The 22,325-nt window shown below is 46.2% G+C and carries 19 protein-coding genes; 10 read left to right on the forward strand and 9 right to left on the reverse strand.

Annotated elements, in window-relative coordinates; all coding sequences use genetic code 11:
- Positions 1–176 precede the first annotated feature (176 nt).
- Both queA and ESB13_RS10310 read left to right on the forward strand, forming a co-directional pair.
- Entirely contained in the window at positions 177–1,226 is a 1,050-nt protein-coding gene (gene queA / locus ESB13_RS10305) for a tRNA preQ1(34) S-adenosylmethionine ribosyltransferase-isomerase QueA (protein WP_129002893.1), read from the forward strand.
- 146 nt (positions 1,227–1,372) lie between these two features.
- A complete protein-coding gene (locus tag ESB13_RS10310) occupies positions 1,373–2,290 on the forward strand; it encodes an alpha/beta hydrolase (protein ID WP_129002894.1) in 918 nt (305 codons plus the stop codon).
- A gap of 148 nt (positions 2,291–2,438) precedes the next feature.
- Here the strand turns inward: ESB13_RS10310 and ESB13_RS10315 are convergent, their stop codons facing one another.
- Positions 2,439–3,758 carry an aspartate kinase gene (locus tag ESB13_RS10315; RefSeq protein WP_129002895.1) on the reverse strand — a complete coding sequence of 440 codons (1,320 nt, stop codon included), beginning with the start codon at positions 3,756–3,758 and terminating at the stop codon, positions 2,439–2,441.
- A gap of 60 nt (positions 3,759–3,818) precedes the next feature.
- Complete coding sequence (locus ESB13_RS10320) at positions 3,819–4,895, reverse strand: Ldh family oxidoreductase (protein ID WP_129002896.1); 1,077 nt, start codon at positions 4,893–4,895, stop codon at positions 3,819–3,821.
- 35 nt (positions 4,896–4,930) lie between these two features.
- Between ESB13_RS10320 and ESB13_RS10325 the strand changes: the two genes are divergently transcribed.
- On the forward strand, positions 4,931–6,376 hold the full coding sequence (locus ESB13_RS10325; RefSeq protein ID WP_129002897.1) for a hypothetical protein: 1,446 nt from the start codon (positions 4,931–4,933) through the stop codon (positions 6,374–6,376).
- Between the two features lies 1 nt (position 6,377).
- On the opposite strand, the gene ESB13_RS10330 is transcribed toward ESB13_RS10325, so the two are convergent.
- Positions 6,378–7,328 carry a bifunctional helix-turn-helix transcriptional regulator/GNAT family N-acetyltransferase gene (locus ESB13_RS10330; protein ID WP_129002898.1) on the reverse strand — a complete coding sequence of 317 codons (951 nt, stop codon included), beginning with the start codon at positions 7,326–7,328 and terminating at the stop codon, positions 6,378–6,380.
- Positions 7,329–7,617: 289 nt separating this feature from the next.
- Between ESB13_RS10330 and ESB13_RS10335 the strand changes: the two genes are divergently transcribed.
- Positions 7,618–10,851 (forward strand): AsmA family protein, encoded by a 3,234-nt coding sequence (locus ESB13_RS10335; RefSeq protein WP_129002899.1) that lies wholly within the window; start codon positions 7,618–7,620, stop codon positions 10,849–10,851.
- Positions 10,852–10,900: 49 nt separating this feature from the next.
- Here ESB13_RS10335 and ESB13_RS10340 read toward each other — a convergent pair whose 3' ends face one another.
- Entirely contained in the window at positions 10,901–11,266 is a 366-nt protein-coding gene (locus ESB13_RS10340) for a helix-turn-helix domain-containing protein (protein ID WP_129002900.1), read from the reverse strand.
- A gap of 10 nt (positions 11,267–11,276) precedes the next feature.
- Positions 11,277–11,576 (reverse strand): type II toxin-antitoxin system HigB family toxin, encoded by a 300-nt coding sequence (locus tag ESB13_RS10345; RefSeq protein ID WP_129002901.1) that lies wholly within the window; start codon positions 11,574–11,576, stop codon positions 11,277–11,279.
- A 312-nt stretch (positions 11,577–11,888) separates the two neighbouring features.
- Between ESB13_RS10345 and ESB13_RS10350 the strand changes: the two genes are divergently transcribed.
- The 3 genes from ESB13_RS10350 to ESB13_RS10360 all read left to right on the forward strand — a co-directional run bounded on the left by ESB13_RS10350 (position 11,889) and on the right by ESB13_RS10360 (position 14,068).
- The gene (locus ESB13_RS10350; protein ID WP_129002902.1) at positions 11,889–13,127 is read left to right on the forward strand and encodes a peptidase U32 family protein; all 1,239 of its coding nucleotides are present in this window, start codon (positions 11,889–11,891) and stop codon (positions 13,125–13,127) included.
- A complete protein-coding gene (locus ESB13_RS10355; RefSeq protein WP_129002903.1) occupies positions 13,120–13,341 on the forward strand; it encodes a ferredoxin in 222 nt (73 codons plus the stop codon). The genes ESB13_RS10350 and ESB13_RS10355 overlap by 8 nt, the downstream gene beginning before the upstream one ends.
- 160 nt (positions 13,342–13,501) lie before the next feature.
- On the forward strand, positions 13,502–14,068 hold the full coding sequence (locus ESB13_RS10360; protein WP_129002904.1) for a Crp/Fnr family transcriptional regulator: 567 nt from the start codon (positions 13,502–13,504) through the stop codon (positions 14,066–14,068).
- An 82-nt stretch (positions 14,069–14,150) separates the two neighbouring features.
- Here ESB13_RS10360 and ESB13_RS10365 read toward each other — a convergent pair whose 3' ends face one another.
- Complete coding sequence (locus tag ESB13_RS10365; protein ID WP_129002905.1) at positions 14,151–14,633, reverse strand: single-stranded DNA-binding protein; 483 nt, start codon at positions 14,631–14,633, stop codon at positions 14,151–14,153.
- A 42-nt stretch (positions 14,634–14,675) separates the two neighbouring features.
- Positions 14,676–15,638: a type I glyceraldehyde-3-phosphate dehydrogenase gene (locus ESB13_RS10370; RefSeq protein WP_129002906.1), complete on the reverse strand. Its 963-nt coding sequence runs from the start codon at positions 15,636–15,638 to the stop codon at positions 14,676–14,678.
- A gap of 73 nt (positions 15,639–15,711) precedes the next feature.
- Here ESB13_RS10370 and ESB13_RS10375 point away from each other — a divergent pair, with 73 nt between their 5' ends.
- Both ESB13_RS10375 and ESB13_RS10380 read left to right on the forward strand, forming a co-directional pair.
- Positions 15,712–16,185: a 23S rRNA (pseudouridine(1915)-N(3))-methyltransferase RlmH gene (locus ESB13_RS10375; protein WP_129002907.1), complete on the forward strand. Its 474-nt coding sequence runs from the start codon at positions 15,712–15,714 to the stop codon at positions 16,183–16,185.
- A gap of 139 nt (positions 16,186–16,324) precedes the next feature.
- Entirely contained in the window at positions 16,325–16,963 is a 639-nt protein-coding gene (locus tag ESB13_RS10380; RefSeq protein ID WP_129002908.1) for a rhomboid family intramembrane serine protease, read from the forward strand.
- A 32-nt stretch (positions 16,964–16,995) separates the two neighbouring features.
- Here the strand turns inward: ESB13_RS10380 and tilS are convergent, their stop codons facing one another.
- Positions 16,996–18,375, reverse strand: coding sequence for a tRNA lysidine(34) synthetase TilS (gene tilS / locus ESB13_RS10385; RefSeq protein WP_129002909.1), 1,380 nt, complete (start codon positions 18,373–18,375; stop codon positions 16,996–16,998).
- A gap of 84 nt (positions 18,376–18,459) precedes the next feature.
- Positions 18,460–20,124: a glutamine--tRNA ligase/YqeY domain fusion protein gene (locus ESB13_RS10390; RefSeq protein WP_129002910.1), complete on the reverse strand. Its 1,665-nt coding sequence runs from the start codon at positions 20,122–20,124 to the stop codon at positions 18,460–18,462.
- Positions 20,125–20,259: 135 nt separating this feature from the next.
- On the opposite strand from ESB13_RS10390, the gene ESB13_RS10395 reads away from it, so the two are divergent.
- Positions 20,260–22,320: a T9SS type B sorting domain-containing protein gene (locus ESB13_RS10395; RefSeq protein ID WP_129002911.1), complete on the forward strand. Its 2,061-nt coding sequence runs from the start codon at positions 20,260–20,262 to the stop codon at positions 22,318–22,320.
- The last annotated feature ends 5 nt before the right edge of the window (positions 22,321–22,325 follow it).

Below are 22,325 nucleotides of genomic sequence, written 5' to 3' on the forward strand. Positions count from 1 at the left end.
GTATATTGAATATTTCCCTTGAAGTTAGGCAAAAGGCAGATGAATTAGCCCGATTTTGCACTTTGCCTTAAAAAAACTACCTTTGCCCCCTTTTAAATCATGCCGTAACATGACAATTATCCTAACCTCACCGTTGGGAGAAGTGTATGTGGCCATTGAAAGAAATCAATAGACACATGAAATTATCGCAATTCAAATTTGATCTCCCCCTTAACCTTATTGCTCAAAACCCTACCAAGCGCCGTGAAGACAGCCGTATGATGGTTGTAGATCGTAAAACTGGTAACATTGAGAACCGTTATTTCCGCGACATCCTTGATTATTACGACGACAAAGACGTGTTTGTAGTGAACAACACAAAGGTGTTCCCCGCACGGATGTATGGACGCAAGGAGAAAACAGGTGCTAAAATCGAAGTATTCCTGTTACGTGAACTGAACAAGCCCAACCGTTTATGGGACGTGATCGTAGATCCTGCCCGTAAAATCCGTGTAGGCAACAAGCTTTATTTTGGAGAAAACGACGAACTGGTGGCAGAAGTAATTGACAACACTACCAGCCGTGGACGTACCATCCGGTTCCTATGGGAAGATGATGAGGAAAGCTTCAAAAAAATGCTCGAATTCCTGGGCGAAACGCCGCTTCCTAAATACATCAAACGCAAGCCCGATGAGGAAGATAAAGAACGGTACCAGACAGTTTACGCCAAACACGAAGGCGCCGTTGCCGCTCCTACCGCTGGCTTACACTTTAGTAAAGAATTGATCAAACGTTGTGAGATCAAGGGTATCCGCTTCTCCGAAGTAACCCTGCACACAGGCCTTGGCACCTTCCGCCCTATTGAAGTGGAAGACCTCAGCAAGCATAAAATGGACGCCGAATACTACCGTATCGACGAAAGTGCCTGCAAGATCGTGAACAAAGCCAAGGAAACCGGCCACCGCATCTGCTCTATCGGCACCACCACCATGCGTGCCATGGAAAGCAGCTTTACAGCACAGAAACTGTTAAAACCCAGCGAAGGATGGACCAATACTTTTATCCATCCTCCTTACGATTTTAACGTAGCCGATAGCCTGGTAACCAACTTCCACCTGCCAAAAACCAGCCTTCTGATCATGACCTGCGCTTTTGCCGGTTACGATCTTACCATGGAAGCTTACAAAAGAGCCATTAAAGACAAATACAGGTTCTTCAGCTATGGCGACGCATTGCTGATTCTCTAAATCACAGATCTTTATTTATTTTATATAGAGGCCCCAACAGGGGCCTTTTTATTTTCCCACACGTGCCCTATAACACACCACCGCTTGCCAAAACATACACAGTAATTGATAATAGTGACTTATATTAGCATTAACAATGATGAGTCATGAAACATTTAACGCTTGCCCTGATCTTTGCAGCAATCCCATTCACCGTTATGTTCAGTCAACAGGTATTACCACTCTACGAAGGCCCGGTGCCCAATTCCAGACCTTCCAATACGTATAAAGAAGAACAAACGCCTTCTAACAACAGGATCACTATTGCCAAAGTCATCAACCCTACGCTTACCGCCTATTTCCCAAAAGAAGCCAGGAGTAATGCAGCCGTGATCATTTGCCCAGGTGGCGGCTATGGCCGTTTGGCCGCTACACACGAAGGCACCGAAGTAGCCCAGTTATTCAACAGCTGGGGCATCACAGCTTTTGTTTTGAAATACAGGTTGCCCAGCGACTCTATTATGCTCGATAAATCAACAGGACCATTACAGGATGCACAGCGTGCCATACAACTGGTAAGGTCAAGAGCTGCCGAATGGAAACTGGACACAAGTAAAATAGGTATCATGGGATTCTCTGCAGGCGGACACCTTGCTTCTTCCGCAGGTACACATTTCAATAAAATATTAATCAACAATCCCGCCGGCATCAGCGTAAGACCCAGCTTTATGGTGCTGGTATATCCCGTGATCACTTTCTCCGACAAGTACACACACATGGGATCACGCACCAACCTCATTGGAAAAACGCCTTCCAGCGATAGTATCAGCTATTTTTCAAATGAGCTGCAGGTAACTGCCCAAACGCCTCCCGCATTCCTTGTACATGCAGGCGACGACAAAGCTGTACCGGTAGACAACAGTATTTCGTTTTACCAGGCGTTGAACCAGTTTGGCTCCCCGTCCGAACTGCATATCTACCCCAAAGGCGGCCACGGATTTGGCCTGCACAACAGCACCACTACAGACGAATGGCCCGAACGTTTAAAGAACTGGATGAAAGGAATAGGCGCATTGCCTAAATAGCATAATAATTTAAAAAGAAAGAGGGTGGCTCATAAATAAAAATAGCCGCTGAGAATTGCTTAAACGGGAACCCTTCTCCATCAGGCACCCGAGAAAAACGAGGCCGTATCTCGCTTATGATACGGCCTCTTTTTATCATCCTGGGAAATTACAATCCAAAAATTCCGGCATTCAGCAGCTGCAAAGTTTTAGTCCTGTATTCGCTGGGCACAAGCAGGGAAATATTGTGAGGACTTCCACCATAGCTCACCATACGAACAGGTATTTCTGCAAGCGTATCGAAAAGACGCTTCAATACATCAGGCGTTTCAGCAATCTCATTACCAACAATGGAAACGATAGATTGGTCTTTATCAACCTCTACATGCCCAAATGGCTCAAGCTCTTTAATAATAGTATCGAGATGGGCATCTGTATCGATCGTTACAGATACAGCTACTTCCGACGTAGTGATCATATCTATAGGAGTGCGATATTTTTCAAACACTTCAAATACCTTTCTTAAAAAGCCATAAGCAAGCAGCATACGGCTGCTTTTGATCTTGATAGCAATGATGCCGTCTTTGGCGGCAACCGCTTTCACCCCAACAGAACCTGCGTCTTCCTCGATGGTAGTACCTTTTGCATCAGGCTGCATGGTGTTGAGCAGCTTAACAGGCACATTGTTCATTTGTGCAGGCCAGATACAGGTAGGATGAAGGATCTTTGCGCCGAAATAAGCCAGCTCAGCCGCTTCATCGAAGCTCAGTTGCTCGATTGCTAAGGTTTTATTTACGATACGGGGATCGTTGTTATGCATACCGTCGATATCTGTCCATATCTCACACACACTTCCCTTAACAGCTGCTGCGATAAGCGATGCAGTATAATCACTGCCGCCTCTTTTCAGGTTATCCACTTCTCCCCTCGCATTGCGGCAGATATAACCTTGTGTGATAAACATTTTTTTATCACTATGCTGTTTCAACTGCTGGCTTAGCTTCTGCTGGATAGCAGGCAGGTTGGGCTCTTCATTTGCATCGATGCTCATAAATTCCAACGCAGGCAACAGCAGGTGATCAACTCCTGTTTCTTCAAGATAAACGCTGAACAGCTTTGTGCTCAGCAGCTCGCCTTGCGCCAGGATATCTTTATTCAATGCTTCACTGAAAGAAATGCGAAGAATGATCTGGAGAAACTCGAAGTGTTCGGTAACAATATCACCTGCCTTCTTACGCGCTGCTTCAGTAGTAACGAGAGCAGGGATAAAATTCCTGTAATGCGCTTCAAGTTCTTCAATCTTTCGTTTGGCTGCATCTCTGTCGCTATTGGCAATACTGTCGCTGATAGCTACCAATGCGTTGGTAGTACCGCTGAGGGCGCTCAATACCACGATCTTTGACTCGTCATCTTTAGTGATGAGCTGAGCTACCTGGTGCATACGTTCCGGCTTACCTACGCTGGTGCCGCCAAACTTCATTACTTTCATCGCAATCGGATCTTGTTTTTAGAGTTGTTAATGATGTTATGATTCAATTGGGGAGCGAAGTTAAAGCGCAATTCCGAATTTCTCTCCCAATTGTTTCAGATCGTTCACTACCGGAGCCACAACAGGAATTCCATTCTCCATCCTGTAGCTTTCGGTTTCACGCTCAGGATCACCCGGAATCAGCACTTTTTCATAACCCGGAGCAGGTTTGGCCTGCCGGAAACGACCGATCCAGTTATCCATATGTTGTTTAAATTCTTCAGCAGGACGGAAAGCATCAACACGCATGGCGCCGAAGAAATGCCCTAACCCCTGTCCCGGCATATTTTCGGGCATAGGAACATAAGCAGGGAAAGGAGGCGCCCAGGGCCCATAACTGGCGCCACTGAGTACTGCCGAAAAAATATCTACGATACTGCCCAGTGCATATCCCTTATGACTGCCATGCTCCCTGTCGCTGCCAAGAGGAAGTAATGCCCCGGCTTCTTTCAGGGCATGAGCATTGGTCGATGAATTACCATCCTTGTCCTGTACCCACCCTGCTGGAGCATCAGCATTCTTACGCTGTAATATTTCAAGTTTACCGTTGGCAGCAGTGGTAGTAGCAAAATCGGCAACAAAAGGCGGCTGCTGCGCAGCAGGAATAGCAACTGCAATAGGATTAGTCCCCAGCATCCGCTCTACACTGCATGTAGGGGCCACCAGCGCACTGGCATTGGTCATAGCCATACCAATCATATCACTTTGCAATGCCATCATCGCATGATACCCCGCAATACCAAAATGATTACTGTTACGCACACTCACCCATCCGGTACCCACCTGCCGTGCCTTTTCAATAGCAATGGCCATAGCATAAGGCGCTACCACCAGCCCAAGCCCCGCATCACCATCCACAACCGCTGTAGAAGGCGTTTCATGTACAACCCGTATATCCGGTGTTGCATTAATCCGTTTTGCTTCCCAAAGTCGTACGTAACCGCTGAGACGCGCCACACCATGACTGTCTATACCACGCAGATCGGCAGACACCAGCACTGCTGTGGCAAGCGCAGCATGTTCATCGGAGCAGCCTATTTTTTTAAAGATATTTTGAGTAAAGGCAGACAATTGCCCGTAAGAATACACGTTTTCCATGTGTGCAAGTTAAGAAAGGCTACTTTTACAGCAGCATGAAAAAAATCATATTATTCCCGGTGATAGCCCATAGGTATAGTAAGAACGCAGGCTACATGAAAATGGGTGCTGTAGCAGTATGTATATGTTTAGGAATAATGATCTGCAACGGTGTTCACGCACAACTGGTAAAAACAACAATAAAAACAGATGCTGTATTATCAAAGAAACGACAGTCTTTCGATGCCTACCTGCGTCATGGCGCAGTAGACGCCGTTTTTGCCGAACCGCTCGACAGTAATACAGAATTCAGCTACGAATCCGCTTGCCTCACCATATCACAATTCCAACTTCAGTCGCCCGTAGTAGAACAAGGCTTACGCAAAATGCTACAGGCTTACGATTCACTCGGATACAGTACCCGCCGCGCCTTGCTGCAAGCCATCTATGGCGTTTACCCCGGCAGCTTTATACCCGAAGTAAAGGCATTGCTGCAACGCGAAACAGTGCCCAGGCTCTTTGCAATGCAGGCCCTGTACATATCAACCGATAAATGGGAACTGGCAGAAACAATGCAGCTGAAGCAGCTAATTAAAACACGTTTCCCCGGAATTGATACCTTACCCCTCCTCAACGAACTGCAACGATATCTTGTATTTGAACACGCATACCGGCAACAACCAGCCCCTTCGCTGCAAGACCTCTTCCTGCAACAGAAAAAACTGGATCAGAAAATCATCTATTCTTTTCAGCGTTGGAATCGCGACTATCCCGGTTTGGCTGTTATCCAAAATACAGATGGCAGCTTTGCCCGCGACAGCAGCGGCCGGCTGCTGGTATTCCGCCAGTTGGCACGGGCATCTTCCAACCTGCCCTATTTTATTACCAACGGTAACACACCACAAGGTATCTATAGTATCCAGGGCATAGCAGTATCACACAACCGACTGATAGGCCCTACCCCCAATATCCAGCTGGCAATGCCCTTTGAGCTGGAAAAACAATACGCCAAAGACAGCGCCGCCCGCATTTCCACAGGCGATACATTGAAACGCGACCGCACAGGCAGAGTGCTTTATACCGATTCATTGGCATCGCGCAAATTTGCGTTCTGGCACAATGGCTACGATTCAGGCATAAGTATGCTCAACAACTACCTTCGGCTGCTGCCTGCAAGCTGGCGCAGTTACCAGCCCATAACAGAAGCATTTTATGCAGGCCTTATCGGCCGATCCGAGATCATAGCACACGGCACCACCATCGATCCCAATTATTTCAAAAACAAATCCTACTATCCCCTCACCCCTACCGAAGGCTGCCTCTGCGCCCTCGAAACCTGGAATGAACAGGATGGCACACTAGCTTACAGCGACCAGTTCGAACTCGCCAACACATTCGTATCAAGCCCCGGCACCAAAGGGTATCTTATCGTGATCAACATCGACAACAAAGAAACACCTGTAAGCCGTGAAGAAATAGAACAGATCATAAATGGCAGGTAAACTATAGCTGTACTGCCATTTGAATATTACAACGCTCGTACGGCGAAGGTCTGCCCGTTATTTTTTTGAAACCGAGCTTATGATAAAGTGCTATCGCAGGCTTGAGAATAGTATTGCTTTCGAGATAGATCTTTTGAGCGCCCAGCTCTTTTGCTTTATCGAGAATAGCGGTGCCAAGCATAAAGCCAATATGTTTCCCCTGCGCTTTAGGAGATACAGCCATTTTGGCCAGTTCATAATCGAACTCCGGATCGTTCATTTTTATAAGCGCACAAACTCCAACAGGTATATTCTCGTATAACGCAACAAGTATAACACCACCTTTATCGATGATATACCCTTCAGGATTATCCAACGACTTGTAATCGGTCGCCTCCATCTTAAAATAAGCAGAGATCCATTCTTCATTAAGTGATTTGAAAGCCAACTGGTAACTGTCGTTATACGTAACAATGGAAACTTTACCCCTTTCCCTTTCCTTCCGTTTATCTTTCACACGCTCAAAGAACGATTTCTGCTCCAATAAAAATTCCCATTCTTCAATGGCCTTCCACAGATCATGATTCGCTTCAGCTGAAACCTCCTCTATAGCCGCCCTTACATCCGTATATTGATCCTGGATCTTTTCATTTACCGCCTTCCCCATAACCGTAAGTTCCACCATGTTACGGCGCCCGTCTGCCTCATCCTTTTGCTCCGATACCAGTCCCGCACCAGCCATCTCCCGTACAATCTTACTCACCGAAGGATGACTATGCCCTATCTCAGCAGCAATGGAAGTAACCGTCCTGGCCGCCCCACCCGCAAGTACATAAAACACCGGAAACCACTTAGGATTCATATCAATTCCATAGCTCTTGTAAATCTCCGCAGCATCATTTGTTACACTGTCGGTCAATAACCGCAACCGGCTTCCCAGTGCCACCTTTCCTGTTTTCTTGTAAAATTCCATATAAGTAACCATTTACGTAACCAGTTACGCAAATATAGAAAAACGCTGTTTCTTTTCTTCCATAAACCGGGAATCACCGAATCAACTCCTGCTGTCAATTTGTCGTTGACTAAAAAAGCTAATAAGCTTAGCAGCGTATAGCACCAGTATAAGCCTTTCCCTTTCATCGGCTGGTTTTACCGGTTAATCGTTTTTAACGATTACATATTGTTGTTGTATGTTAATTTACGCGCATTATCAGCTACCATTATCCTGGCGTAATTTCTTAAACCGGCAAAGCGTCTGTTCTATGACCCGTAAAACACGCAAACGTATTATTCGTATTGTATTGATTCCTGTTATAGTATTGGTACTCCTCGTTGGAATTGCTGCAACTATTTTATTTACCCAGCAAGACCGGCTGGTAAAACTGGCAGTAAAAGAACTGAACAAACAATTGCAGGGCGAACTGGTCATAAACGGCAGCAATATTTCATTGCTTCAGAACTACCCCTACATCTCTATAGGCCTCAAACAGGTGCAGTTCTACGCCAACAAACAAAAGAATGCAAAACCTATTTACGAATCCGAACGCCTGTATATCGGCTTTAGCCTTACCGATATCCTGCAGCAGAAATACCATGTGAAAGTAATTGCGTTGAAAAATGGGCATCTCGATCTTGTACAGGATAACGCCGGACGCCTGAACATTGTAGAAGCAAGCCGCATGAAAACCGATACCAGTACGGTAACAGACAGCAGCAGCACAGAGCTGGACCTGAATCTGAAAAAGGTCGTCATCAAAGACATGCTTGTTGCCTATTCCGATAAAAAAAGCGGTCAGCACTTCACTTCCCGGATCAGCAAGATCCAGTCCTCCTTCAAAATGGATAGCCTGCTGATACACGCAAAATTAAACGGAGCCATGCTGTTGGATTATACCCGCCCCGGCGATACTGTTTTATTCCGTCACAAACACTTTGAAACCGACCTCGAGTTCTCGTACAACAAAGCCAGCAAAATGGTGAACCTGCCCGTAGGAAAACTTAAACTCGAAGAAGCACGTTTCAATATTACCGGCACCGCCGACCTGGCACACGATAACACCGTCGATCTCAGGATCAAAGGCGACAAACCCGATTTCAAACAACTCTTCTCCTTTGCACCCGAAGCCGTAACCCAAGAACTGGGACGTTTTAAATACGACGGACACTTAAGCTTCGACGGACACATCAAAGGCGCTATCAAACAAAACCAGCTGCCACTAATTGAACTTTCATTTGCCTGCGACAATGCATGGCTGCACAATACAAAAGCCAACAAACGCATAGATTCACTTGCCTTCAAAGGCTTTTACACCAACGGCCCCGCCCATTCACTCAAGACCTCCGAACTACGCCTCATGGGTATGAATGCAAGACCCGATAAAGGCATTTTCAAAGGAAACTTCGTAATGCGCGACTTCACCGATCCCAAACTATTCATGCAGGTGAATTCAGAACTGGAACTGGCCTTCCTGGGCGCCTTCCTGGGCATTAAGGACCTGGAACGCCTGACAGGACATATAAGCCTGAAAATGAACTTTAAGGAATTGGTTGACATAGGAGCGCCGGAAGAATCTATGGCCAGGCTCAGCCAGGGTATTCAAAGCGAACTAACCATACGCGACCTCACCTTTCGTATCCCCAACTACCCGCATATGATCCGCAACCTGGATCTGCACGCCGATATGAAAGATGGATTTGTATGCCTCGACACGCTGAGCTTTAACCTGGGACATTCCGATTTTAAAATGAAAGGAACCTTAAGCGACCTGCCTGCGCTCTTCCACCAGCAGCAGAAACCAGTACAACTTACCTTTAGCGCTGCCAGCCAGCGTATGATTATGAAAGAACTCCTGGCCTTCGATACAGCCAAAAGCAATAAGGCAAAAGAAGAGATCCTGGGCTTTAATATCGGGCTTTCACTCGAAACATCAGTAAATGAATTACTCCATCCTAAACCCCTTCCAAAAGGAAAATTCAAAATAGAAAAGCTGTTTGCTTCTTTCAAACATTACCCGCATGCATTTCATGACTTCGGTGCCGAACTCGCGATCAACGATACGGCCCTCCTGTTACGCAAATTCGGCGGCATGATCGACAGCACCGACCTGGCTTTCAAAGGCAGGGTAGTAAATTACCAGTTATGGTTCGACTCAGTAAAAAGAGGCAGAACCCAGATTGCATTCGACCTGCAATCTAAACGGCTGGCCATGCGCGACCTGCTCGGTAAATACAGCCGCAAGCTCGTTCCACAGGACTATCACGAAGAAGTGACCACCAACCTGTGGCTAAGATCGAAAACAGACCTGCGTTACGACTCCGTCTTCCGCTTTGCAAAGATCAGGATCGCGAATATCTCCGGCACACTGCAAAAGCACGCATTCCAGCTGGATAGCGTAAAAGGAACAGTAATGTTGGGTGCAGATCATTTTGTGAGAATAGATACCCTCACTGGTAAAGTTGGACGCAGTGATTTCGACATCAGCATGCGATTATACACCGGCAAGGATACCGTTAAAAGAAAGAAGGAAAATTATCTGCGTTTCGCATCCCGTTTCCTCGATGTCGACCAGCTCACCAACTACCGGCTGCTGGCAACGGAAGAAAATACGCCGGCATTATCAAGCGCCCCAGCCCCTGCCACGGTAACGCATAAAACGACATCAGCACACGCCAATGCCTTTAATATTTTCCAGATCCCGTTCATCGACTTTACTGGCACCGTAAACATCGGCAAGATCAAGTACCATCGTTTGTGGATCAAAAACCTGTACAGTAATGCAAGAATGCGCGCCGATCAACACCTGTTCCTCGATACACTGGGCCTCGAGATCGCCGAAGGACGCATAGATGCACGCGGTTATTTCAACGGCGCCGATGCAAAAAAGATCTTCATGAAAAGCCGCATGAGGATTACGGATATGAACATCGAGAAAATGATGCTGAAGCTGGATTACCTGGGACAGGATTATGTCATCAACAAAAATATCAAAGGCCGCCTCAACGGCGTTATCAAAGGTTATGTGCAGATACACCCCGACCTTACGCCGGTGATTGAAAACTCTACCGCCGAACTGGATGTCGACATCCGCAACGGCACCCTCATAAACTTTGCCCCCATGCAGGCCATGTCCAGTTATTTCAAAGACAAAAACCTGAACATGGTACGCTTCGATACTTTACGAAATAAACTAACTTTTAAAGAAGGAGCACTGATCATCCCTTCCATGAACATCAACTCCTCACTGGGCTTCATGGAAATATCCGGCAAACAGGCCCTCGATATGAAGATGGAGTACTACATGCGTATACCACTGAAAATGGTAACCTCCGTGGGCTTCCGCATGTTATTCGGTAAAAAGCAGGAAGAAGTAGACCCCGACCAGGTAGACGCCATCGAATACCGCGACGTAAACAAAAAGGTCAGGTTCATGAACATTAAAGTAACAGGCACCCCCGATGACTATAAAATCGGGTTAGGCAAAGCTAAAAAATCATAAAGATAAAAAAGCCGGTAATGAGAATGCCAATGCTGATACTCATTGCTGGCTATAATAATTCAAGAAGCATATTTCCATCCAGCTTAAACTTTGAATGCAGAGAACGAACAAGATCTAGATTTACTCTTTTCTTGCCACTCAATATTGCAGACAGATTAGACTTGGAAACATCCAGCTCTTCAGACAATTTACTCTGAGTAACATTACGCTCTCGCATGATGTAATTCAATAAGTCAGGTATGCTCGCTTGTTTAGGTATAGGAAAGTTGGTCTTTTCCCATACTTCTACAGCCGTTGACAATTCCTCAAGGCGCTTGTCTTCAGCCACTGACAGACCACCGAAACCTTTACCAAGATAAGTTTCGATTTCCGCCATCGCACTGTAATAATCTTGTTTTGTTTCAATCTTTATCATAGTACCCTCCTTAAAGACTATCTAACTTGCCTCTCATGCTATCGTATTCTGCATGCGTCAGCACACCCCTTATATAAACAAATCTGGCCCTGAAATTAATCATCGCAACTACACAATAGTTATTTCCACCAATATTGAACACATACCTGTCATTCCCTATACCATCACAGGAATTGAAAGTTTCCTTAACATGAACAAAATCTCTCCAGTCGGCCTTCTCGGTCTTTCTAAACCAATCATTCAATGGTACACTTGCTGGAGGATGCTTTCGAATAAAATCATTAACTATAGGCCGTGCCAATAATCTCATAGCCTGACTGTTTTAAATAGAAAATACTCGGCTTAACGTTCTACGGTCTTTAGTCTTCGATTTGTCATTCTCCACAAATCTACACAAATTTCTCAAATGAGAATATATTTTCCGTTAAGAAATACCCCTTCCAATATCTTTCTCCCTCATTGTGGTTTTTCAGTTGACGCATCCCACAAACGATGACATTCGTCACCTTCTTCTTGAAAGCTATCGTTTAGCACTAATTTTGCAACTCGCCACCAACGAAAAAGTGTCGGAACAACAGCATTTTTGGTGACAAACCTGGAATCCCTGGATATTATATAAAATATGGACGTAGAACTATTATCGCCTGCTGGCTCATTTGATGCCATGCAGGCAGCCATTAACGCAGGAGCCAATGCTATTTATTTTGGCGTGGAACAATTGAATATGCGCAGCCGCTCCTCAGGCGGATTTTCTATCGATGATATCGCAGAAGTCAGCCGGCGCTGCCACGCAGCAGGTGTGAAATGTTATATCACGCTCAATACAGTAATGTATGAATACGACATGCAGTTACTGCAAGGTGTCTTAAAAGAAGTAAAAGAACACAACGTAGATGCCGTCATAGCGTCAGACTTTGCAGTCATTGAGTTATGCACCCGCATGGGCATCCCCTTACATATTTCTACCCAGGCCAATGTCAGCAACCTCGAATCAGTTCAGTTTTATGCACGCTTTGCCGATACCATCGTACTCGCAAGAGAGTTAACACTAAAACAAATAGCGAACGTTTGCAACGGCATAAAACGCAAAAACATCACCGGCCCTTCAGGAGAACTGGTAAAGATCGAGATCTTTATACATGGCGCGCTTTGTATGGCAGTATCAGGTAAATGTTACCTAAGCCTGCACAGCCAGAATGCATCCGCCAACCGCGGCGCCTGCGTGCAAAATTGCCGCCGCCCTTATAAAGTTACAGACACCGAAACTGGTGACGAACTCGTAGTCGACAACGAATACATCATGTCGCCGCAAGACCTCTGCACCATCAATATCCTGGACGAAGTAATACAATCCGGTGCTGCCGTACTTAAAATAGAAGGCCGCAGTAAAGGCGCCGAATACGTGCATACCGTAACAGCCTGTTATCGCGAAGCCATAAATGCAATACAAGAAGGCACCTACAATACATCTAAGGTCGAAGCCTGGATGCAAACACTTGCAACAGTCTACAATCGCGGCTTCTGGGAAGGTTATTACCTCGGCAGGGAAATGGGCCAGTGGACAAAAACACCCGGCTCTATAGCCACCGAGAAGAAAATATATGCTGGCAAGGGAAGCCGCTTTTATCCAAAGATCCAGGTGGGAGAGTTTATCATAGAAAACGGCAGCCTGCAGGAAGGCGATACCCTCCTGCTTAGCGGTAACGCCTTTGGCATGGAAAAAATAACTTTCGATGCCGTACTGGTCAACGGCGAAAAACATCCGAAAGCCGTTAAAGGCGATAAAATCACCTTCCCCTTTGCACACAAAATAACAGCATCCGATAAACTATATAAACTGCTGCCAGCCGCCGATGCCTAAGATCATACAATACCGCGATAAATGTATTGGCTGTGGCATCTGCTTCGAAATGCAGCCGGAACTATGGCGTATGAGCCGCAAAGATGGCAAGGCAGTGCTCCTGAGAGCCGAAGAAAAAAAACACACCTTCGTATTACAGGTAAGCAACCAGGTATTTGAAGAAACAAAAACCGTATCGGAAGCCTGCCCCGTAAGAATCATCAAGATGAGTTAAACGATCACCAACACACTATACCTCAACAGAAATAATTGCTAAATAGCAATTATTTCTGTTTTCAGACAGTCTGCCTTACACACGACAAAAAGGACGCAGGATTATTACTATTTTTACTAAACGATCTTACATCACTTCCTGACACCGCTCATCTATTGATATGGAATCTTTGTTAACGCGACTTCACGCCATTCAAACAATGTCTGCCGACCTCGAAACATACCTGCGGGCGCATGTTCAAACAAAGCAGGTTAACAAAAACGAATATATCCTCAGGGCTAACACAATCAGCAGGCACATATTCTTCGTCGAATACGGGCTGTTCAGATGTTTCTATGAAGTAGGAGACCAGGAAATATCTTCATGGTTCATGAAAGAACAGGATATCATCATTGCCGTAAGCAGCTTTTTTAAACAGGAAAGTAGCAATGAAAGTATTCAGGCATTGGAACCCGCATTGGTACATTATATCAGCTACGACCACCTGCAGCAGATCTACCTTAAATTCCCGGAGTTCAACATCCACGGCCGGCTCCTGACAGAAAAATATTACATCCAGTGCGATGAACGGCTGTTCGCAATACGCGGAAATACAGCAGCGGAACGGTATGCATTTATCATGAAAAAACACCCGGAAATGATCCTTAGAATTCCATCAAAGTTCCTTGCGAGCTATCTCGACATCAGTGTTTATACGCTTAGCAGACTAAGAAAAATGTTTAAATGATTACACCAGAACAATTCTTCTCTTCGGAGCATAAAAAAAGCCCGTTGCAACAACAACGGGCTTTCCATAAATACTTGATAGCTTAAAACGGCAGATCATCCAAAGGCTCAGTAATGGTATTGGCGCCACCGGCAGCAGGCGCATTATAACCGCCCCCACCGTAGTTGTTACCACCTCCACCATAATTATTGGCCGCAGGAGCGCCGTAAGAAGCGCCGCCGCCACCTTCTGCACCACCGCCGCCTTCACCACGCGCTCCAAGAAGCTGGATGCTGGTAACACGTAAAGAAAGAGAAGCGCCTTGCCTTCCGTCATTGGTTTGATAAGTGCGGATATCAGGGTTTCCTTCTACATATACTTGTGTGCCTCTTTTCAAATAAGGAGCAATACCGGTCCTGTCTGTCCAGTAAGCACATTCCACCCAGATAGTCCTATCTTTCTGATTGCCTGTAGCATCACGAAATCTCTCGGTATGTGCCACGCTGAAATTGATCACACTCTTCCCGTTCACATTGTTCAGCACACAATCCTTTCCCAGGTTCCCTATGGCTTGTAGTTTAATCATATCTGTTAAATTAATATAGTAAAATAAGTAAAATTTTCTTTATCAGGAAACCGTTTTCCAATAAAGCAGCCAGTCAATCATCCGGCTCGTATAGCCATATTCATTATCAAACCAGGCTATCAGCTTCAGTTGCCTTCCCACTAGGGAAGTAAGCGTGCCATCTACGATACAGGAATGTGTATTCCCCTTAATATCAAGAGATACCAGCGGATCGGTGGTATATTCCAGCACACCATCGTATTCCTTCTCAGCAGCAGTTTTAAACATTTGGTTCACCTGCGCAACAGAAACCTCATCTTTCAGCTGAACGGTAAAATCCGCCATCGCCCCATTCGCCACAGGCACACGGGTGCTCAGCGTCGCTATCCTGCCGTTCAAAACAGGCAGTAGCCGGTTCAGCGACTGGAACAGGTCAACCTCCACAGGTATAATTGATTCAGCAGCTGCCCTTCCCCTGCGTAAATGGTTGTGCGGCCCGTCAACAAGCGATTGCCGCGAGGTATAACTATGCAGAATGTTCAACTGTGCCGAATCAATACCTATAGCATTGAGAATGTATAAAATATGTACCGAACAATTCGTCATACAGCCCCCCGGAGAAAAAACGGTAGTGTCCGCTGTAAGCTGATGCTGGTTAAAACCATAAATAAGCAATGGAATATCTGCCGGACCAGTACTGGAAAGCATAACCTTCGACGCCCCTGCTCTCAGGTGAAGCTCAGCCCCCTCCCTGCTCGCAAAAACACCTGTACACTCCAGGACGACATCGATCTTCAGCTCCTTCCAGGGTAACTCAAGCGGATTGCCGCATTGCAGAAAACGTACGTTCTTCTCCGCCTCCGAACCACCAAAAGCACCGTAAACCGAATCATACTTCAGCAAATACCTCAGATTATCGGAATCCATGATATCGTTCACTGCTACCAGTTCCACTTCTGCCAATTCCAGCAACCGCCTGTATAACAAGCGCCCAATCCGTCCCATGCCATTAATTGCAATACGCATATCAGTTGAATTTTAAAGGAAGGCGCAAATATCCGGGTAATTTTGTTTTTTACAAAGCACGTACCTTGCAGCCGTGAAAATTCTATTTTATTCAGTAGGAAAGCCTCATGAGGCCTATATCAAAGCCGGGGTCGATGATTTCACAGGAAGGATCGGCAAATATTTCCCGGCCGCCTGGCATATCATCCCCCCTCTAAAGAATGCAGGCGTACTACCCGAAGCCGAACTAAAAAAGCAGGAAGCCGCAAGCATCCTCCAACTCTTACAACCCGACGATCAGCTTATTTTGCTCGACGAACGCGGCAAACAGCTTTCATCACCCGAACTCGCCCGGCTTATCCAGCAAAAAGCAAATGAAAGCAGCCGCAGACTCATCTTCCTCATCGGCGGAGCTTTCGGCGTAGATGAACAGGTTACCCACAGAGCCAACCACGTATGGAGCCTGTCTAAACTCGTATTCCCACACATGCTCGTACGACTCATCCTCAGCGAACAGGTATACCGCGCCTGTACCATCTTAAGGAATGAAAAATACCATCATCAATAACAACAAAAACAAAAGGCAGAAATTAAAAAGAAACCCTGCTGAAAGGTTAATACAAGGTATTAACAGCGAAATGGCAAATGAATGTTGTATTTTGCAATACGTATAGTTATTCTATCAGATTGAAAAACAGAAGCGCAAGATGACTTTAACGATTATTATTATCTGTATTACTGCCGTGATCTCCTTTACCGCCTTTAGTAACGCGAAATTAATGGACGACCTCATTTTCTCACCACCGGCAGTAACTTACCGTAATCAATGGTATCGCTTCATCACCTGCGGCTTCATCCATGCCGACATGCTGCACCTGTTGTTCAACATGTACGCCCTTTACCTGTTTGGCAGTAGTATTGAAGCTGATTTTATGCGCATCTTCGGCGAAATGCCCGGAAAGCTCCTGTACCTGGGATTATACATCACCTCGCTCGTGATCAGCCTGCTGCCTACCTACGCACAACATAAGGAAAACTACGGCTATCGTAGCCTCGGCGCTTCCGGAGCTGTTTCCGCAATTGCTTTCTGTGCCATGTTCCTTAGCCCAAGAAGTGGAATAGGACTCATATTCGTTCCCTTTATAACCATCCCTGCCTTCATCTTCGCACCGCTTTTCCTGATAGTATCATCCGTACTTGCCAAAAAAGGACACGGCAATATCAACCACTCCGCACACTTGTGGGGAGCTATTTACGGTATCGCTTTCCTGATTGTAACCAGCCTGGTACTTACCGACTTTAATCCCATTACCTATTTCGTAGAACAGGTAAGAGATTTCTTCTAAAAAGCCGCAATAAAGCCGCTTTAAAGCCGCCATTAAGCCGTTGTAGTGAATACCACTTCCAGAACAGAAGCAGTAGAAGGTGTTATTTTGAACCGGTTATCGATACGGATCCCAACCACCCAAACAATCTTTTGATCCATTTCCAGTACCCATACCTTTTCCTTTTGAGTAGCCGTAACCTTTTGATCGATAAGAAATTTGCTGAGTTTCTTTTTCTTGTCCATCCCAAGCGGATAGAAATAATCCCCTTGTTTCCAGGGCCGCAATAAAAGAGGAAATGAGAGCTTATCGGCATTAAGTAATGCCGTTCCCGGATGAGTGGTAACATCCAAATTAATTCCGGGAATATTACGCAGCATAAGCTTTCCGTCACGGAAGGCTACCCGCTTATCATTTTCTTCAATAACAATATGCTGCGCTTCATGCGGCGCCTCCGCCGGTGGCAGCGGGGCAATAATAAGCCAGTTCCTGTTCTTGATAACCCTGTAAGCAACAGAAGCTACATAACTGCTGTTCTCGCCATGTCCTGCGAGTTTCATGACCTCAGCAACCTGTGCAGCTGAAAACTGCAGCGGCTGCAACACCTCCCATAAAAGCGTATGAGCAGCAGGTGTCTTCAGCAGTTTCAAAATAGGAATATGTTTCTCAGTGCCTTTATCTTCTACAAGTTTGCCAAGAGATAAGGATACCGACTGACGGTACAATATTTCAATATCGGTAAAGCGATCAATATTATGAAGCAGGTTCTCCTCTACCTGCGGAAACACATTTTTAATTGCCGGAAGCAATTGCAGTCTGAAAAAGTTCCGCGTATACTTATCCGAAGCATTGGAAGCATCCTCTACCCACGACAGCACATGTTCTGCCGCATACGCAGCAATCTCTTCACGCTTTGCAAACAACAATGGCCTTATCAATTGCTTTTGTTTCGGCAGTATACCATGTAACCCCGTAATACCGGTCCCCCTGAAAAAGTTCATAAGGAGTGTCTCGATATTATCATTCGCATGATGAGCCGTTACCAGCAAATGAGGTTTGGACGAAATAGTATTGTCCTCCGCTTCCATAGCAGCCAGCACCTCGTAAAACCAACTGTAACGCAGCGTTCTCGCAGCCTCCTGTATAGCCACCTTTTGAGCGCTGGCATACCCCGCAGTATCAAATCGCTTCACCAGCACGGGCCGGTTATACTGCTGCTCCAATGCCCTTACAAAAGCCTCATCCCTTTCACTCTCGGCGCCACGTAACTGAAAATTGCAATGAACCATTACAAAATCTACATTTAGCCTGTAAAGCAAATGGGTCAGCACAACACTATCTATCCCGCCGCTGACAGCCACAACCAGCCTGCAATGCTGCATCGGAATGCCCGGAAAATGCTGTTGCCAATATTGTGTAAAACGATAATGCATAAAGCAAAAAAATAGCAGATGACAGAAGATAGATGACATTGCAATCACCTATCATCTGTCACCCGCCACGCTAACATTTAATTATTATTTACTCTTCTTCACCTCTTTCGCCCACGCATCTTTCAGCGTAACAGTACGATTGAAGATCACTTTTTCTTCGCTCGTATCTTTATCCAAACAGAAATACCCCTTACGGATAAACTGGTAGCGATCATTGAAAGTAGCGTTACGCAACGCCGGCTCAGCATAAGCGCTTTGAATAACATGCAGGGAATTGGGATTGATATACGATTTGAAATCCCCCTCTTCACTCGCAGGATCTTCTACCTGGAAAAGACGATCGTATTCCCTCACCTCCACCGTAACAGCATGTTTCACACTTACCCAATGTAAAGTCCCCTTTACATGAATACCGGAAGTATCTGCCCCGCTCTTGCTTTCAGGAATATAAGAACAACGCAGTTCGGTAACATTACCCTCGGCATCTTTGATCACCTCGTCACATTTGATGATATAGGCGCTTTTCAAACGCACCATCTGACCAGGAGCCAGCCTGAAATACTTTTTAGGAGGATTCTCCATAAAGTCTTCCCGCTCTATATACAACTCGCTGCTGAAAGGCACCTCACGATGCGTTGCAGCAGGATCTTCAGGATTATCTTCACTTTGCAGCAACTCCTCACCATTGGTATAGTTGGTAATAACCACCTTCAGCGGATCAAATACAACCATACGGCGCAGCGCTATCTTATTCAGATGTTCACGAACACAGAACTCCAGTAACCCTACATCCACCATATTTTCCCTTTTCGCTACACCAATACGCTCGCAGAACTCGCGGATGCTCTCAGGAGTATAACCGCGACGGCGAAGACCGCTGATGGTAGGCATACGAGGATCATCCCACCCCGATACATGCTTCTCGTTCACAAGCTGAAGCAGCTTACGCTTGCTCGTAACGGTATAGTTGATATTACGACGCGCAAATTCATATTGATGCGAAGGATAGATCCCCAGCTGCGCAATAAGCCAGTCGTACAATTCACGGTGTGGAATGAACTCAAGCGTACAAATAGAATGGGTGATATTTTCAATGGAATCGCTCTGCCCATGTGCAAAATCATACATGGGATAAATGCACCATTTATCACCGGTACGATGGTGATGTGCATGTTTGATCCTGTAAAGAATAGGATCTCTCATGAGCATGTTCATGTGCGCCATATCAATCTTGGCACGCAGCGTATGACTGCCGTCGGGAAAAGCGCCCGACTTCATTTTCTCGAACAAGTCCAGGTTCTCCTGTACCGGCCTGTTGCGGTAAGGACTATCAGTACCCGGCTCGGTTGGAGTTCCTTTCATCGCAGCGATCTCTTCACTGGTGCTCTCATCTACATACGCCAGTCCTTTATTGATAAGCTGAATGGCATAACCATACAGCGTATCAAAATAATCGCTGGCATAAAGCTCATGTTTCCATTCAAAACCCATCCAGCGGATATCGTTCTTTATACTTTCTACATATTCAGTGTCTTCAGTAACAGGGTTGGTATCATCAAAACGAAGATTGGTATACCCTGGGTACTTTTTCGTAAGACCAAAGTTCAGGCAAATGCTGCTGGCATGACCAAGATGCAGGTAGCCATTAGGTTCCGGTGGAAAACGGGTTACGATAGAGGTATATTTGCCGGCTTTCAGGTCGGCTTCAATAATTTCTTCTATAAAATTGAGGCTTTTTTCTTCACTCATTCCTGTTTCAAGTTTCAGTGGAAGCAAATGTAAGCAATAGTACATCGGTTTTATATGATAAAACATGAACTATTTTAACGAACAGCGGCAACGTTATCGTAAATTACGGCATCATTTAGAGCGACAACTAACGCTATGTTTCTAAAATATGCAGGACTATTGCTGGTGACCCTTTGTTTATCCTATGTTTCTTTAAAGGGTCAAACTACTTGCACCACCCTCGGCCAAACACCGGAAACGGCGTTCCCCGTATGTGGCACCAGCGTGTTCCATCAATCCAATGTACCTAATTGCGGGGGACGAAAAGTAGTGACTCCGCCCGATTGCGCCAACTTGCCTTATAACGAATACACAGATATCAATCCTTTCTGGTACAAGTTTACCTGCTTTCAGGGCGGTACGCTGGGCTTCGAAATCAAACCAGTAAGCACCGCCGACGACTACGACTGGCAGTTGTTCGATGTCACAGGAAAAGCGCCTTCAGCGGTATTCTCCGACGCCAGCACTTACGTAAGCTCCAACTGGTCCGGCGAAAAAACGAACAACGCCGTTACCGGCGCATCAAGCGCAGGTACCATGCTTACAGTCTGCGGCACCTATACCGGTGGTCCCCTGAGACCCATGTGGAGCAGCATGCCCACATTGATACAGGGACACGATTATTTATTACTGATCAGCAACTTCAGCCATTCACAAAAAGGCTACGACCTCACCTTCAAAGGAGGCACAGCCGTTATCACTGATCCTACGCCACCCTCGCTTTTAAGCGGCCGGTACCTCTGCGAAGCAAAAGAGTTCAGGATAAAGCTCAATAAAAAAATGCGGTGCAGCACCCTCGCAAAAGATGGCAGCGACTTTTCCGTAAACGCACCCGGTATCTCTATCATAAGTGCCAGCGGCGTGAACTGTAGCAGCGGATTTGATACCGACTCGGTGATCCTGGTCTTCGACAAACAACCAACATCCGGGAACTACCAAGTAACCGTTAAAACCGGCAGCGACGGCAATACCGTCCTCGATAACTGTAATGTTGGTATCGCCGTAGGTGCTTCTATAGCATTCTCCGTGGCAGCACCTCCACCCGGGCGTATAGACAGCCTCACACCCTTCTCCTGTGCCCCGGAACAATTACACGTGGTGTTTACACAACCGGTAAATTGTGCCACCATTGCAGCCAATGGCTCCAACTTCGCCATTACAGGACCATACCCTGTAAATATCACGGCAGCGATCCCTGACTGTAAAGAATATAATGCCGCTATCGGCGTAACACTTACTCTCGACCGCGCCATGGTCAACGGCGGTATCTATACACTCAATATCACCAACGGCACCGGCGGCGACCCGCTGTCGACGCTCTGCGGCGGCGATATCTTACCCGGAAGCACCAGCATCAACTTTGAAGTAAAAGACACCGTTTCTGCAGCTTTCACCTATACGCTTGCCCTGCATTGCGACCTCGATACTATTGCGCTTAAACACGATGGCGCTCACGGCGTTAACAGCTGGCGCTGGTTCTACGATGATAATAAAGATTCCAGCCACCGCCAAAACCCGCTGAAGATCTACGACAAGTTTGGCGTAAAAACAATCCGCCTCATCGTTACCAATGGCCTTTGCAGCGATACGGCCAGCCAATCCATAGACCTGAGCAACGTGCTCGAAGCATCCTTTACAATGTCGTCCGATACATTATGCCCCAACGAAATAGCCACATTCACCAATACCAGCACAGGAAAGATAGTAGGTAACAGATGGGACTTCGGCCATGGAGGCACCAGCCTTTCATTCCAGCCGCCCAGGCAAAGCTATCCGCTGCCAAAAACACGGCGGCAGATCTACCCCGTAAAGCTCATCGTCCAAAGTAATATGAACTGCTACGACACAGCTGTACACATGCTAACTGTCCTCAATAGCTGTTTTGTAGCCGTACCAACAGCCTTCACTCCCAATGGCGATGGCCGTAACGACTACCTGTATCCATTAAACGCCTTCAGAACCCTGTCAATGGAATTCAAAGTTTATAACCGCTACGGACAATTGGTATTTACAACAAAAGAACCCACAGGCCGCTGGGACGGCCGCTTTAAAGGAGAAGCCCAGCCTCCCGGAACCTATATATGGGAGTTTAATTACGTAGATAAGGAAACCGGTCAGCCCTCCTATCAAAAAGGAACCGCCGTACTTATACGATAAAAAAA

It is taken from the genome of Filimonas effusa (assembly GCF_004118675.1).
GTDB lineage: Bacteria > Bacteroidota > Bacteroidia > Chitinophagales > Chitinophagaceae > Filimonas > Filimonas effusa.